Consider the following 13,852-nt stretch of genomic DNA (forward strand, 5'->3'; position numbering starts at 1 on the left):
ATTTGGAAGTGAAATTATAATGAAAAAAACTTTTAATTTGGATTAAATTTGCATATCTTAGGTATAGACCCCGGAAGTAGAAATTGCGGTTATGCAATTATCAATTATGCACCTCACGTTAATTCACTTAAACTCATTGAAGCAGGTATTATTAAAATCAAAGAGCGTGATTTACAAACCCAAATTATGGAATTTGTAGAAGGCATTGATTTGGTAATTAAAAATATTCATATTGATGAGGTGGCTATTGAAGATATATTTTTTGCTTACAACCCTCAAAGTGTCATCAAACTTGCTCAATTTCGTGGGGCATTGAGCTTAAAAATTCTCCAAGAGATTGGAAATTTTTCTGAATACACACCCTTACAGGTCAAAAAAGCAATCACAGGAAATGGTAAGGCAGACAAAACCCAAGTTGCATTTATGGTAAAGCGCATTTTAGGGCTTAAGGGTGAAATAAAACCTCTTGATATTACAGATGCTATTGCCATTGCCATTACACATTCTCAACGTATCAAAACAAACGATGTTCATTCTACACCTAATCTTCAACGTGCAATGCCTTTAAAATCTCTTTCTGCAAACCCTTCTAAAGGCTGTATATGAAACAAAAAACATATACATTTTTTGATTCTCAAACACATATCTCTTATGCTTTTGAAGACAATGCTCTCACACCTTGTAAAAAGCCTCCAAAAAAATATGATATCCTTTCATTTTCTGCCACACATCTTATTCATATTGCTATTGAAATAAATAAATCTGACCTTCAATCCCCACAACTTTCTTCCTTCCTTTTTGGCTATGCTTATGAAAAATCTATCCTTAATACTTCTGTGCATACTTATGAATTATATTTTATTCCTCGCGCACATCTTTTTGATGAACAAAAGTGCGTATGTGAAAGCTTTTTCTTTGATAAAAACGCCATAAAGAGCTTGCCCCCATCTCGGATTTTGACTTGCGATATATTCTTGCCTTTTAGCTTTTCTACTCTTGCCTCTAACACACATAACTTTGTAGTATGGGCGCAATCATATTTATGCTACTTTGAAAATGCTACACTTAAAGAAATTTGTCGTTTAAAATACAAATCCCAATCCTCATATACGCCACTTACTTTAGAATCTGCCACGCAATCCACACTTTCGCAAGATTCTCACAACAACGTGCAGCTTTTTGTTGAGATTGCCTCACACATCTCTTATTTGCAAGAAGCTCATAATCAACGTCTTGAATGTATTTATGCCGCTACATCTTTGGAAAATTTGCCTCATAATGATATGCCTTATTCTATCTTGCCTCTAAGCGAACTCTCTCCACAAACAAAAGGGCTTGATTATGCTACACTGAAAGCAATTTTAGCTTTTGAATATGTTACTATTTATGATAATTTGCTTTCTCAAGGCTTGTCGCACACTTTACCTCATTTTGCTCTAAAGCCAAATGTGCGTAAAAAGCTTTATTATACTCTAGCCATATTACTTGGAATATTTATGCTCCTTATCCCTTTGCTTTTTATGCTGCATAATCGCCATTTAGAATCTGCCATCGCTCAACTAAACGCACAAAGCGAAGCCCTTTTTGCTCCCAAAGAAAACACAAAAGAATACATTCAAGCCACACATACCTTAGAACATCTCCTTGCCCAGCAAAATGACTTTATAGCAGATATGAATACTCTATCTCTTTGGCAACAAAGTTATAATCAACGTTATGCCTTTATTAGAGATATTTTTGCTCAATGCGATAAAGAACATATTAAACTTGAAAATATGGAATTTACTTTTACTCCACAAGTATTTATAGCCTCCCTCACAGCAAGTTCTTCTTCTCAAATTCATCTCTCTGCCCTTCTTGCCCAACTTAATACAAAATCTCAACAACGCGCTTTTTTACATACTTCTTCGCCCTCAATCTTAGATTCTCAAAAAGCACAAAATGAACAAGAATTAGTATCGCCGCGTTTTTATTCGCATATCTTGGTAATTTATTATGCGATTTAATATATTTTTGCCTCTTTATAATTCCTATCAAGCCATACAAAAAGCTTTTGAGCATTTCCTCGCCACCAAAACCACAAGGGAAAAATATTTCCTCGCTGCCACCATAGTTTTATGTGTGTGTTTTATTGTAATTGATTTTATTTATTTGCCTTTATTGGAAAAGTATAGTGCTCTTTCACGCCTTCATACACATACGCTTAAAGAGTTTGCCCTTTCTTCAGATTCTATTCAAAATGCTACATCTGCACATTTAGAGCAAAGCCAAAATATACAAGAAAAACTCCGTATTACACAAGAAAATATTGCCCTCATACAAAGCTATCTTAAAGAAAACACAAAAGAACCTCACCTTAACCCTTTTGCACTTATGTCTGAACTTATTAATTTTGCTAAAACACACCAACTCTCGCTCTCTTCGTTCTCTCCTCACGCCACTCTTGATGCACTAGGCATAGAGGGAATGGGCAGCTTTGAAGAAATTGTGGCACTGATTTATTTTATAGAATCCCATCGTTTTTTCAGTGTTGATACACTCTCGTTCAAACCTTTTAATGATGCGCTCATTCACTTTAATATAATGGTTATAGACTATCGTTCCAAAAACCCTATTTATAGGGAATTATTATGAAAATATATGCTTTTTTGTTCGGTTTTTTTACTCTCACTCCTTTAAGTGTCTCTTCTTTAAATGCTCAAGGTGCGCATTCTAGCCCTGAACACATTCAATCATTTATAAAAGATTCTCAAAATTTCTCCAAATCTCCATCACAAGAGATTTTGCACACTCTTATTAATCCTTTTTGGCACGAAGATTCTCAATCTCAACAGCCCTTACACCTTAATGCTATTATTAATGGCAAAGCCCTTATTAACGAACAATGGTTAAATGTGGGAGAATATATTGAAGGCTATCTCATTGTCAAAATAGAATCTCAATCTGTCATTTTGCAAAAAGCAAAAGCGCAATTTAACCTTGCAATAGGCGAAAAAATAACAAAAGGAAACCAATGAAAAGGCAAAATGCGCTTTTTATCTTATGTGTTTATCTCGTCCCACTTATTGATTTTGCGTGTGATATACCCATTAATATTCGTTCAGGCAGTAACGCCCCTTTAAGTAAAATCATTGAAGAAATTGCTACACAATGCCACCTTAACGTCATATATCTCCAAGAAAATACCAAAACTATGCTTGATAACAAAAAAACATCTATTCATATTGCAAACAAATCTCTTAAAAATGTCCTTGATAGTCTTATTATAGGCAATGATTTTCACTACACCCTGCAAAAAGACACGCTTAAAATTGGTTTTTTACTCACTAAAACCTTTGAAATTAGCTATATCGCTACTACTCGCGTAGGTTCAAGCAATACCGATATTGTATTCTCACAAGATAACCAAGTTCAATCTCTTTACAATACTACAAACTCTGCGCCTCTTGCATTTTCAAATTTTGAAATGCAATCCCAAGCGCATAAAATGGCAATGGACAAAGCCACCTCAAGCAATCCCAACATTGGCAAAAGTGGCACAAAAATTTATAGTATTGATGAAATTGATTTTTGGGGCGAGTTGCAAAATGAAATCGCAGGTGTAGCTTATGCTCCCGGTGATATATATCAGCCACAAATGTCGGAATTAAAAGGAAAAAACAAAGATATTATCATCAATAAAGCTGCTGGTTTGCTTACTATTACGGCTTCTCCATTACAAATAAAACGAGTTGAGCGATATATAGCGCAGCTTAATGACAAGATTCAAAAACAAGTGCTTATTGATGTACATATTCTTAATGTTCAACACACAGATAACCAAACTTATGGTATTGATTGGAATGAGTTTTATAAACTTGGCAATATTATGACACTTCCCGCAGAGCATCAAAATACAAGTAGCGGAAGCATAGATTCTAGTGGAGGCAGATTTGCGATTAATATATTTTCACAAGGCGTAAATATTAATCGTATTGTAGAGTTTTTGCAAACCTATGGCAAAGTCCAATCTATCTCTAACCCAAAAGTCCTTACCCTCAATAATCAACCTGCCATTATTAGCGTAGGAAGTGTGCTTCGTTATTCACAAAACACCACTTATCAAACTACTACACAAGGCACTTCGGTGCAAAATAACTCTCAAGCCTTTCCCTCTGTCTTTGCTGGAATTCTCCTTGATGTAACACCAAGTATTAAAGATGGCAAGATTATTCTTAAAATCAACCCTTCCATTACGAAAACAAAAGATATTTCTATTGAGAATCAAACAATTGCTCTAAATGCACCACCTAATCTTTCCACCAAACAACTTTCCTCACTTGTGCAGCTTAAAGATGGTGAGCAAATCGTGCTTGGTGGCTTAATTGATAAAACAGAAGGACAAACTACTCGTAAAATTCCTATTCTTGGGGATATTCCTTTTGTCAAATATTTCTTTAGCTATAAGCAAAATATCAAAGAAACTCAAGAAATGGTTATTATCATAGCACCCCATATCGTGCGATTAGATGCTAACGAAACTGCCGCTAGTCCAAAAGCAGAGCATATTCAAAAGATGAATCTTATAGATAATAAAGACATACAAGATTCTCAAAATGCACCAAAGGAACAATGATGCAGCCCAAAGTATATGCTCAATTCTCGCCTGTGAATCTCCTTGAACATACGCTTTGTTCTTGGTGTTTAAATGCCCTTGAATATAAATTTATCCTCAAACACCAATGTTTAATTTTCTTCGCAGATTCTCAAAATTTACACATTGCACTCAAAAATATACAAGCACCACTTGAGCTTATACGAGCTCATATTTCACATCTTTATCCCCAATTAGATATACAATTTTTCTCTGCCACAAATGAAGCTTTTGATATACAAGCACGTCATATACGTATTTTTCAACATTTCTGCATACTCAAAAATGCACTCTTAGCTCAACACCAAACTCCACAAAATGCAGATGAAAATCAAGATATAATCGTGGTGCAGCTCCTTGATTTTATCTTACAAACTTGCATTGAAGAGGGTGCAAGCGATATACATTTTGAATGTCAAAGCACTATTCAAGATTCTCCGCCATATGAACATACACAAGATAAACAAAAAGCAAAAGTGCGAATACGCGTAGATGGTATGCTAAGAGAACGCTTTAGCCTAGAATCAAATGTTTTTGAGGCTCTTAGTTCACGACTAAAACTTGAATGTGAGCTTGATATTACCCAAATACGACGAAGTCAAGATGGACGCTTTAGCCGTGAATTTGGGACACAAGCTTATGATTTTCGACTCTCTTTTCTTCCTGCTTTTGGTGGAGAATCTATTGTTATTAGAATCCTTAACAAAAATACACAAACAATCACTCTTCAATCACTTGGCTTTAATTCTACACATTTAGATATGATTAGGCGCAATATTATCGCCCCTTATGGCATTATTTTACTTACAGGACCTACAGGAAGTGGTAAATCTACTACACTTTATGCCATATTAGAGTCTATAAAATCTCCAACTAAAAAAATCATCACTCTTGAAGACCCTATTGAATATCAAATGCAACTCGTAACCCAAGTAATCGTTAATGAAAAACATAACTTCGGTTTTGCAAAAGCTCTAAGAGCATTATTGCGACACGACCCTGATGTATTAATGGTAGGAGAAATACGTGATGAAGAAAGCCTTGAAATTGCACTAAGAGCCTCACTAACTGGACATTTGGTGCTTTCAACGCTTCACGCTAATGATTCTTTAAGTGTAATAGAACGCCTGCTTGATATGGGAGCAGAGAATTACTTGCTTGCTTCGAGCCTTCATTTAATCATTTCTCAAAGACTTGTAAGAAAACTATGTCCATATTGTAAAATTCCGCTTTCCCCACAAGATATGAAACAAAAGCTTATAAAATATAACCTACAACATTTTGAAGATAAAATAAAAGATAGTGTGTTTTTTGCTCCTCGTGGCTGTGGATATTGTAATATGCAGGGATTTAGTGGGCGTGCGCTTATTGCAGAATGCCTTGAAAACTCTGATATACTCCGCACCTATATCAAATCGCCCCATAACAAAACCCAAATTCTACAATCTCTCCGAGAAAAAGGGTTTGAAAGTATGTTCGAAAATGGATTTAAGATTGCAAGCGAAGGTTTAAGTTCTTTTGAAGAAGTATATAGGGTGTGCAAAATATGAAAAAACTGCCACAAAAATACCTTATTAAAGGCATTAAAGATAACCAACACATTCAAATAACACTCTTTGCAACCTCGTATGAGAATGCTAAGGAGCTAAGTTTGCATAAGCATAATATTTATCCTATTGAAATTAAAGCCTTAAGTGGCTTTGAATTTTTACACCTACAAATGCTACAACTTGATAGCAAAATCACAAAACAGGATATAAGTGCACTTTTTTTGCAAATTTCCATTATGCTTTGTGCCTCATTGCCAATCCTTGAGGTCATTCAAGTATGTGCTAAAAATACCAAAAAAATAGCCCTAAAACGAATTTTACTTGAAATTGCTTATCGTTTGAATCTTGGACAAAAGCTTTCTGTCGCATTTAAAGAACATAAACATATTTTTGGCGATATGACTTGGAGTATGCTAGCACTTGGAGAAAAGAGCGGGGAGCTTGGTGAAATTTTTAAAATGCTAAGTGCGCATCTTGCAAGGGAACACAAAAACAAAAGTAAAGTTAAGCGCGCACTTTTTTATCCTTTGCTTGTGCTTATAAGCATTATTGGTGCATTTGTGGGTATTGTAATGTTTGTGCTACCTGAATTTTTGGTAATGTTTGAAGAATTAAGTGTGAATCTACCTATTTATACGCGGATTCTCATTTATATGCAATCTTTTTTTGAGCATTTTGGACTTATTTTTATTCTTGGGCTTCTCTTTATGACTTTTGGGTTGCAAAAATTATATAAACACTCTTTAGACTTTAAGCATAAAATCCATACTTTAATCTTGCACTTACCCTTTGTAGGCGAAATTATAAAGCTTAATTTTTTCTACCAATACACTTTCACGCTCTTTTTACAGCTCAAATCTGCCACACCTCTTGACTTAGCTCTTTCCCTTAGCAATAATGCACTAAGTAATCTCGCACTCAAAGCACAATTTAACAAAGTGCTTGAATATGTCAAAAATGGCAAAAGCCTCTCTTTAGCGCTTATACAAGAAGAAATGCTTGATGAAATTTCTTTGGCTCTTCTTGCTGCTGGAGAACAAAGTGGCAAACTTCCTGAAATGCTTGAAGTATGCGCTAAACGATTTGAGGAAATTGCCCAAGAAAAAATAGATTTTCTCATTTCACTTATTGAGCCAATTTTGAGCCTTTGTATGGGTATGCTACTTTTATTTCTAGCTTTGGGCGTATTTGTGCCTATGTGGGATATGAGTGCGCACGCTATGAGTGCTTAATAAGGGACTTAATGTGAGGCAAAATCGTGCTAAAATCTGCACCATTTGGCGCAAACAAATCATCTCTTTTGGACTTAGGACTTAAAGAACAAAGTATCTCATCTAAAAATTTCATTACCTCCTCCACACTCTTAGCGTGGCGCATAAGATTGTGCTCAAGCAAGAATCTATCGTGAAATAGCAAAAGTGAGCGCGTTGAAATCACAGGTATACCCAAATAACAAGCTTCAAGATTCATCGTCCCTCCACCTCCAAGAAGCACATCTATAAAAGGATAAAATGCTTTGGGTTCAAACTTTTGCGTGAGAATCTTCACATATTTTTCCTTGCCAAAAAGAGATTCTAATTCCTGCTCTCCATAGCGAGGCATTATGAGTATATTCGCCTTTCCACTTTGCGCTAAGTGTGCAATACTCTGATAAATAATCGGTAGCTTTTGCTTCACATAATGTGCTTTGTATTCTTCTTCACGCACAAGAATAATGGGCAAATTCTCATATAATCCCAAATGAGAGCAAAAATCTGCTTTTTGTTTGCAATTTGGTGAAAATGAGAGCGGCACATCTTGTAGCCACACTGCTACATCAATAAAATTATAAGAAATAACTTGACTAGGTTGTAAGCCTAAACTTGTATAACAAATTTGGGGCACGACAAAAGGGTGAAAAACAAGTGTGGAAAGTGGCAAGGTAAGCCTTGATAAAATTGTTAAATCCTTAAGGCAGAAATGCTCTCCTGCCACAGGAGTATCAGCAAAATGCACCACAGGTATGCCTAAACCAAAAGCACATTGCACACCATCAACACTTGCGCCTGTAATGAAAATACTAGGTATCTCCCCAAGCTTATTAAAAAGCTTTAAAAAACCTTTTTGACGACTAAGCCTTGCTTCAAATTTGCCTAGTTTGCTCGCTCCACCATATCCACCAATGGCATAAGATTCTATATTAAAAAGCTCTAAAAGCCTTGCGCACTCATCATAATCCTTGCTTTTGCGAGTGGTTACAATGACAGAATCTAATGCCTCAAGCTGTGGAATAAGTGATTTAAAAAACAACACATATTTTGGGTCAATAATATCAAGCCAAATCATTTATACCTCATTTATATTAAATTTTTTAAATTGCGTTAAGATTGTATTCAAGCAAACCTCACAATATCCTAAAAGGAATCCCTAATGGAAAAAACCATACCTTGCAATATCATTATCACTCTTTTGCATTACACACCATTGCATATTTGCAGCAATGCCATTCGCACCTGCTGGCAGAGCTTTGATAAGGGCGATAATGGTGGAGAAAAAGACATTGAACTCATTGATAGAGTGGGCAATAAATTTAAACACGCAAGCACTTTGGAACATTTATATTATAATTTTTATATTAAAGGGATTTCACGAGCGTGTTTGCAAGAACTTGCGCGTCATCGCCTCGCAAGCTATAGCGTAAAATCATCGCGTTATACACTCAAAGAACTAAAAAACCTTCCAAGCTTTCTCCCTGTTAATGATGAGAATCTTGCTCGTGCAGAGCAATTTGTTGTTTTTACAAATAATAAGGAAGTTGATATTGCCTCACTTAAAGCACTTGAAAACTTACGCGAGATTTTGTGTAATAATGTCAGCAATGACGTCGCTAAATTTGCTATGCCAGAATCTTATCGCACAGAGCTAAGTTTTAGTATTAATGCACGAAGTTTGCAAAATTTCCTTTCTTTACGCACTTCTAAATCTGCGCTTTGGGAGATTCGTGCTTTAGCCTTTAGCATATTTAACGCATTGCCAGAAGAACATCGTTTTATTTTTCAAGATTGTGTGCAAGAATGTTGAAAAAATTATAATGCTTTTAATACTTTATCAAGCACCTCATCACTTGCACGGGCAAATCCAAGAGCGATATTTTGGTCAGAAATAGAATCTAAAGGCACTTTAGAAGTAAGAGTGGCACTTTTATTATGAATATATGTTTTCATATCCATAACCTCATAAAATACACTTATTTGTGCGCTATAAGTTCCTTTTTCATTAAGCACTTGCAAAGATAAAAGAGATATTTTAAGAATCTTATCAAATTTTTGCGTGCCAAAGGGCTGGATAGATACTTGAAAACATTTGTTTTGTAGCTTTGAGAGAAGTTTAAATTTAAGCATTTCTTTTGGAGAATTTATCCACTTTTTTCCTTTAATCTCACTCACTTGCAAAGTTTTGCTATCAAATAGTATCAATGAATTACTATCAAAAGGCGTAGAGGCATATATATCAAGCAATCCGATGTTTTTAGAATTAAGAACCTTACACGCTTGTTCTCCTTGTTTTTGTGTATCTGGTGTATGCAGAGTAAAATACTCTATTTTTTGCATTTCAGAGGCAATCTTAATATCAACACAGCCTCCAAACATAAATATACATAGGCATAAAATATACAATCTCATTTTTTATCCTTTTGTGAGGATTGATTTTGCTTACCAAAGAGACTATTATAAGGGTCTTTGTCCATTTTGTCTATAAATGATGAAGCTTGGTTAAAAAATTTGCTCATATCTTGCAAGCTCCCTTGAAGCTGAAAGAGTGTAGGAGTGAGAATCTCACGTAAATTATATTCACCTCTTTGCATATTTTTATTCATTTGCGCGCTTATGTTTTGGAGATTGTGTGCAGAGTTGCTTAATTCTTTAATCATTATATTAATTTCTTGGAGATTTTCTTCATTCAAACCATTATTAAGACTTTTAAGTAAAGATGCCATATCATCACTTAGCTCACTTGCTTTGCTCATAATCTTTTCAATACTTCCCTTATCAAGCTCAAGCACCTTTTTGCCCTCGCTATTTTTTTGAAGCAATTCTCCTCCATTGCTTTGAATAAGTGAAAGATAATTCGCTCCTGCCAATCCTTGAGAGCTAATGATGACTTTAGCATTTTCACGCACATATAATTGAGAATCTATAAGCATTTGAATTTGTATTGTGCCTTCTTTAATATCTTTAAAGCTTACAGATTGCACTCTTCCAACACTAATACCTTTGTAACGTATAGGTGTATTTGCGCTGACACCACTTACTTCATCAGAGCTATATGCATAATATTGTGTATATCGTGTAGAATCTATTTCAAAACGATTAAGCCACAATATAAAAGCAACCATTAATATCAAAATAATAAAAAAGAGTGTGGCAATCCACACATATTTTACATTGCGTTCCATTTATTATCTCCTTTTGATATATTTTCTTCAAAACTTTGCCAAAATCTTATCCCTCGTTGTCCTGAAAAGATTTTTGCCTGATTATCTCCTTGCTGTTTTTGATGATAAAGTTCAGACAATGTGCCTTCAAATACAATATGCTTATCTTCAAGTAAAATCAATCTATCTACACTATCTTTAATAGAATCTAAATCGTGTGTTACCATTACAATCGTAATTTTCAATACTTCTTTAAGCTTAATAATCAAAGTGTCAAATCGTTCCGAACTTTGTAAATCAAGCCCGCTTGTAGGTTCATCTAAAAATAAAATATCAGGACTAAGGGCTAAAGCTCGTGCAAGTGCTACACGCTTTTTCATACCACCAGAGAGCTCATAAGGATATTTATAAGCTACTTCCTTAGATAAGCCTACTAACTCTAACCACATCTTTGAGATTCTATTAATAGTTAGGGTATCATAATGGCTTTTTTGAGTAAGTAAAAAAGCCACATTATCAAGCACATTCATTGATGAAAACAATGCTCCAAATTGAAACATCACTCCACAGCGATTAAGAATCCTCCCTCGTTTATCTTCAGGTAATGCCCAAATATTTTCTCCAAAAAATTCAATTTTTCCAGAAGTTGGTTTTTCCAAAAAAAGCATATTTTTAAGCAATGTGCTTTTACCACTTCCACTTCCACCTAAGATACCAAAAATTTCACCTTTTTTCACATCAAAACTAATCCCATTGTGAATAATAACATCACCATATTGTGTATAAAGCTCACGCACTTTAATAATACTCATATATCAAGCCTTGTTGTAATAACTGAAAATATTGCATTAATTAAAATGACCCAAAAAAGAGCATTAACTACACTTTTTGTTGTCTCAAGCCCTATAGATTCTGTATCACCTTTGACATACAATCCACGAAAACAGCCTACAAGAGCAATAGCCGCTCCAAAAAATGGTGCCTTTATCATTCCTACTAAAAAGTGATTAATACCCACATATTCATAGAATCTCTCCAAATATTGCATAAAATTTATGCCTGTTTGCATTTTTACTGCAAGCATTGCTGCAAATAAACTCACACTATCAGCCAAGAAAACTAATAAAGGCATTACAATTATAAGTGCTAAAACTCGCGGTAATATAAGGTAATCAAAGAGGCTTAGATTCATCGTTTTAAGTGCATCATTTTCTTCTGTAAGATTCATTACACCAAGTTGTGCGCTAAAGGCTGATGAACTCCGCCCAGCAATGACAATAGCTAAAATAAAAGGTCCTAATTCACGCAAAGATAGTTTTGCTACTATCTCCACGCTCATTAAAGGAACACCCATTTTTTCTAATTGCAATACCCCTTGTAAAGCAATTGCATAACTGACAATAAAAGCTGTAAGCAAAGCAACTGGTAAAGCTTTGAATCCTGCTTCATTCATATGATAAAATATAGAGCCGCATTTAAAACGGCGTGGTGAGAGAAGTGAAAGAAAAAAATACCACAGACACATACCACAAAAATTTAAAAAATTTAAAAAGCTTTCAAAAAATTGCTCTATACGTTTCCCTAAAGGAATTAAAACCATATGTGAAATCTTTAACGAAAAAGCATTATTAATAGCATTTTCTTCATTCTCTTTTGGTAACGAAGAAGAAAGAGTTTGAAAAATCTCATTTGTTCGAGTATTTGTGCCTATAATTTGTGTGTCCTTATCTACAATAAGCCCATAAATAAATGCACAAAAAACAAAATCTGCTTTTGAAACTCGCTTAAAATCAATAGTGAGCTTATGTTGAGAAATAATAGCTTCACTCAAAGCTTCTCGTTGTTTTTTAGACAATGAATAATCACATCTACCTTGAAGCTCTATAAGTGCCCTATCTCCTTGAAAACTAATCCTAAAATCCATCATACACCATGTAATTATAAAATATACAGAAAATCTAAAGAAAGAAATTATAACAAAAGCTTGTAATCTAAAATAGAAATTATCCAAACTCTAAGAATTTTTAAGTTATAATAAAGTGAAATAATGTGAAAAATAACTCTTTAATTTTCACATTTAAATATAAAAGTATAGGCGGATTAGTAGCACTTTTTCACTTTTTCACTTTCCCTACTACCCCTACTTTAAAATAATTCTATTACAAAGGACATTGCAGATGAAAATCTCACTTCCAAAAAGCTCATTAGAAACAATCCTCACAAACTGCCAAAATTTCCTTGACAAAAGAGACAGATCTCAAATTACCTCTCATATCTACTTTGAAGCACAAGATGATAAACTTCTCCTTAAAGCCACAGATTATGAAATTTGGCTTGAATCCTACATCAACATTCCTTGTCAAGCACAGGGAAATGCCACAGTCAATGGAAAACAGATTCTTGATATTATTAAACGCCTCAAAGACGACAATGTTACTATCGAAACAAAACAAGATTCTCTTCACATATCTCAAGGGAAAGCACGCACAAAACTCCCTATGTTTAATGCTGACGAATTCCCAAAATTCCCAGAGTATGATGCAAATGCACAAATTAATATAGAATCTGATAAATTTCTCAATTCCATTAAAAAAATCAATCCTGCTGTAGATACAAATAATCCAAAATACGAGCTTAATGGTTCTCTACTTGACATTAAAGATTATAGTTTTAATTTTGTAGCTACTGATACAAGACGACTTGCGCTCATTGAATATAAAAACCCATCTATTAATGCTCTCTCACTTGTGATACCAAAAAAAGCAATTAATGAAATACAAAAACTCTTTGTAGATACACTTGAAATTTATCACAATCCTACACATTTAATTCTTAAAAACAATGATTATACCTTTTATACAAAACTTATCAGTGGTAAATATCCTGATTATGAGAAAATCATTCCCAAAGAATTCAAACATAAAATCGTGCTTCCCAAAGACAAATTTGTTGATGCTTTACAATTCGTCAAATCACTTGCAAATAACATCAAAATTACTCTTTCTCCAAATGAAGTGCTTTTTGAATCTCTTAATGAAGAAAGTGGTGAAGCTTCTACACAAATTGAAGTGCAAACAAACATTGAAAATCTTACGCTTGGCATTAACTCTAAATATATCTTAGATTTTCTTTCACAAATTGATGCAAATGAATTTACGCTTTGTATTAATGAACCAAATACACCATTTGTAGTAATGAGTGAGAATTTTTCAACTGTTATTATGCCTGTGATTCTCTAAAATTAAAAAACGGAGC

General features: G+C 34.3%; 14 protein-coding genes. 9 read left to right on the forward strand and 5 right to left on the reverse strand.

Annotated elements, in window-relative coordinates; genetic code table 11:
- The first annotated feature begins 48 nt into the window (after positions 1–48).
- Genes ruvC through HH_RS05445 form a run of 7 tightly spaced genes read left to right on the forward strand, consistent with a single transcriptional unit; the run spans position 49 to position 7,415 of the window.
- Complete coding sequence (gene ruvC / locus HH_RS05415; RefSeq protein WP_011115951.1) at positions 49–606, forward strand: crossover junction endodeoxyribonuclease RuvC; 558 nt, start codon at positions 49–51, stop codon at positions 604–606.
- On the forward strand, positions 603–2,006 hold the full coding sequence (locus HH_RS05420) for a hypothetical protein (RefSeq protein WP_011115952.1): 1,404 nt from the start codon (positions 603–605) through the stop codon (positions 2,004–2,006). Before ruvC ends, HH_RS05420 begins: the two co-directional genes overlap by 4 nt.
- A complete protein-coding gene (locus HH_RS05425; RefSeq protein ID WP_011115953.1) occupies positions 1,996–2,634 on the forward strand; it encodes a hypothetical protein in 639 nt (212 codons plus the stop codon). The genes HH_RS05420 and HH_RS05425 overlap by 11 nt, the downstream gene beginning before the upstream one ends.
- A complete protein-coding gene (locus HH_RS09210; protein WP_011115954.1) occupies positions 2,631–3,017 on the forward strand; it encodes a hypothetical protein in 387 nt (128 codons plus the stop codon). The genes HH_RS05425 and HH_RS09210 overlap by 4 nt, the downstream gene beginning before the upstream one ends.
- Positions 3,014–4,615 (forward strand): pilus (MSHA type) biogenesis protein MshL, encoded by a 1,602-nt coding sequence (mshL, locus tag HH_RS05435; RefSeq protein WP_011115955.1) that lies wholly within the window; start codon positions 3,014–3,016, stop codon positions 4,613–4,615. The genes HH_RS09210 and mshL overlap by 4 nt, the downstream gene beginning before the upstream one ends.
- The gene (locus HH_RS05440; RefSeq protein WP_011115956.1) at positions 4,615–6,183 is read left to right on the forward strand and encodes a GspE/PulE family protein; all 1,569 of its coding nucleotides are present in this window, start codon (positions 4,615–4,617) and stop codon (positions 6,181–6,183) included. The genes mshL and HH_RS05440 overlap by 1 nt, the downstream gene beginning before the upstream one ends.
- The gene (locus tag HH_RS05445; protein WP_083750349.1) at positions 6,180–7,415 is read left to right on the forward strand and encodes a type II secretion system F family protein; all 1,236 of its coding nucleotides are present in this window, start codon (positions 6,180–6,182) and stop codon (positions 7,413–7,415) included. Before HH_RS05440 ends, HH_RS05445 begins: the two co-directional genes overlap by 4 nt.
- Here HH_RS05445 and HH_RS05450 read toward each other — a convergent pair.
- Complete coding sequence (locus HH_RS05450) at positions 7,402–8,508, reverse strand: DUF354 domain-containing protein (RefSeq protein WP_011115958.1); 1,107 nt, start codon at positions 8,506–8,508, stop codon at positions 7,402–7,404. The two genes, HH_RS05445 and HH_RS05450, sit on opposite strands and share 14 nt — an antisense overlap.
- 84 nt (positions 8,509–8,592) lie before the next feature.
- On the opposite strand from HH_RS05450, the gene thyX reads away from it, so the two are divergent.
- Positions 8,593–9,243, forward strand: coding sequence for an FAD-dependent thymidylate synthase (gene thyX, locus HH_RS05455; protein ID WP_011115960.1), 651 nt, complete (start codon positions 8,593–8,595; stop codon positions 9,241–9,243).
- Positions 9,244–9,248: 5 nt separating this feature from the next.
- Here the strand turns inward: thyX and HH_RS05460 are convergent, their stop codons facing one another.
- Genes HH_RS05460 through HH_RS05475 form a run of 4 tightly spaced genes read right to left on the reverse strand, consistent with a single transcriptional unit; the run spans position 9,249 to position 12,521 of the window.
- Positions 9,249–9,845, reverse strand: a complete 597-nt coding sequence (locus HH_RS05460) for a hypothetical protein (RefSeq protein ID WP_011115961.1) — start codon at positions 9,843–9,845, stop codon at positions 9,249–9,251.
- Positions 9,842–10,618 (reverse strand): MlaD family protein, encoded by a 777-nt coding sequence (locus HH_RS05465; protein ID WP_011115962.1) that lies wholly within the window; start codon positions 10,616–10,618, stop codon positions 9,842–9,844. Before HH_RS05465 ends, HH_RS05460 begins: the two co-directional genes overlap by 4 nt.
- Positions 10,603–11,409: an ABC transporter ATP-binding protein gene (locus HH_RS05470; RefSeq protein WP_011115963.1), complete on the reverse strand. Its 807-nt coding sequence runs from the start codon at positions 11,407–11,409 to the stop codon at positions 10,603–10,605. The genes HH_RS05465 and HH_RS05470 overlap by 16 nt, the downstream gene beginning before the upstream one ends.
- Positions 11,406–12,521 (reverse strand): MlaE family lipid ABC transporter permease subunit, encoded by a 1,116-nt coding sequence (locus HH_RS05475; RefSeq protein ID WP_041309092.1) that lies wholly within the window; start codon positions 12,519–12,521, stop codon positions 11,406–11,408. The genes HH_RS05470 and HH_RS05475 overlap by 4 nt, the downstream gene beginning before the upstream one ends.
- Positions 12,522–12,774: 253 nt before the next feature.
- Here HH_RS05475 and dnaN point away from each other — a divergent pair, with 253 nt between their 5' ends.
- Positions 12,775–13,836, forward strand: coding sequence for a DNA polymerase III subunit beta (gene dnaN / locus HH_RS05480; RefSeq protein ID WP_011115966.1), 1,062 nt, complete (start codon positions 12,775–12,777; stop codon positions 13,834–13,836).
- Positions 13,837–13,852 lie beyond the last annotated feature (16 nt).

It is taken from the genome of Helicobacter hepaticus ATCC 51449 (assembly GCF_000007905.1).
Taxonomy (GTDB): Bacteria; Campylobacterota; Campylobacteria; order Campylobacterales; family Helicobacteraceae; genus Helicobacter_C; species Helicobacter_C hepaticus.

What these genes read in the sequence shown, in the direction of transcription:
- HH_RS05445 (WP_083750349.1), top strand. Translation starts at nt 6,180, where the DNA reads ATGAAAAAACTGCCACAAAAATACCTTATTAAAGGCATTAAAGATAAC.
- HH_RS05460 (WP_011115961.1), bottom strand. Translation starts at nt 9,845, where the DNA reads ATGAGATTGTATATTTTATGCCTATGTATATTTATGTTTGGAGGCTGT.
- mshL (WP_011115955.1), top strand. Translation starts at nt 3,014, where the DNA reads ATGAAAAGGCAAAATGCGCTTTTTATCTTATGTGTTTATCTCGTCCCA.
- HH_RS05420 (WP_011115952.1), top strand. Translation starts at nt 603, where the DNA reads ATGAAACAAAAAACATATACATTTTTTGATTCTCAAACACATATCTCT.
- HH_RS05465 (WP_011115962.1), bottom strand. Translation starts at nt 10,618, where the DNA reads ATGGAACGCAATGTAAAATATGTGTGGATTGCCACACTCTTTTTTATT.
- HH_RS05470 (WP_011115963.1), bottom strand. Translation starts at nt 11,409, where the DNA reads ATGAGTATTATTAAAGTGCGTGAGCTTTATACACAATATGGTGATGTT.
- thyX (WP_011115960.1), top strand. Translation starts at nt 8,593, where the DNA reads ATGGAAAAAACCATACCTTGCAATATCATTATCACTCTTTTGCATTAC.
- HH_RS09210 (WP_011115954.1), top strand. Translation starts at nt 2,631, where the DNA reads ATGAAAATATATGCTTTTTTGTTCGGTTTTTTTACTCTCACTCCTTTA.
- HH_RS05425 (WP_011115953.1), top strand. Translation starts at nt 1,996, where the DNA reads ATGCGATTTAATATATTTTTGCCTCTTTATAATTCCTATCAAGCCATA.
- dnaN (WP_011115966.1), top strand. Translation starts at nt 12,775, where the DNA reads ATGAAAATCTCACTTCCAAAAAGCTCATTAGAAACAATCCTCACAAAC.
- HH_RS05450 (WP_011115958.1), bottom strand. Translation starts at nt 8,508, where the DNA reads ATGATTTGGCTTGATATTATTGACCCAAAATATGTGTTGTTTTTTAAA.
- HH_RS05475 (WP_041309092.1), bottom strand. Translation starts at nt 12,521, where the DNA reads ATGGATTTTAGGATTAGTTTTCAAGGAGATAGGGCACTTATAGAGCTT.
- HH_RS05440 (WP_011115956.1), top strand. Translation starts at nt 4,615, where the DNA reads ATGCAGCCCAAAGTATATGCTCAATTCTCGCCTGTGAATCTCCTTGAA.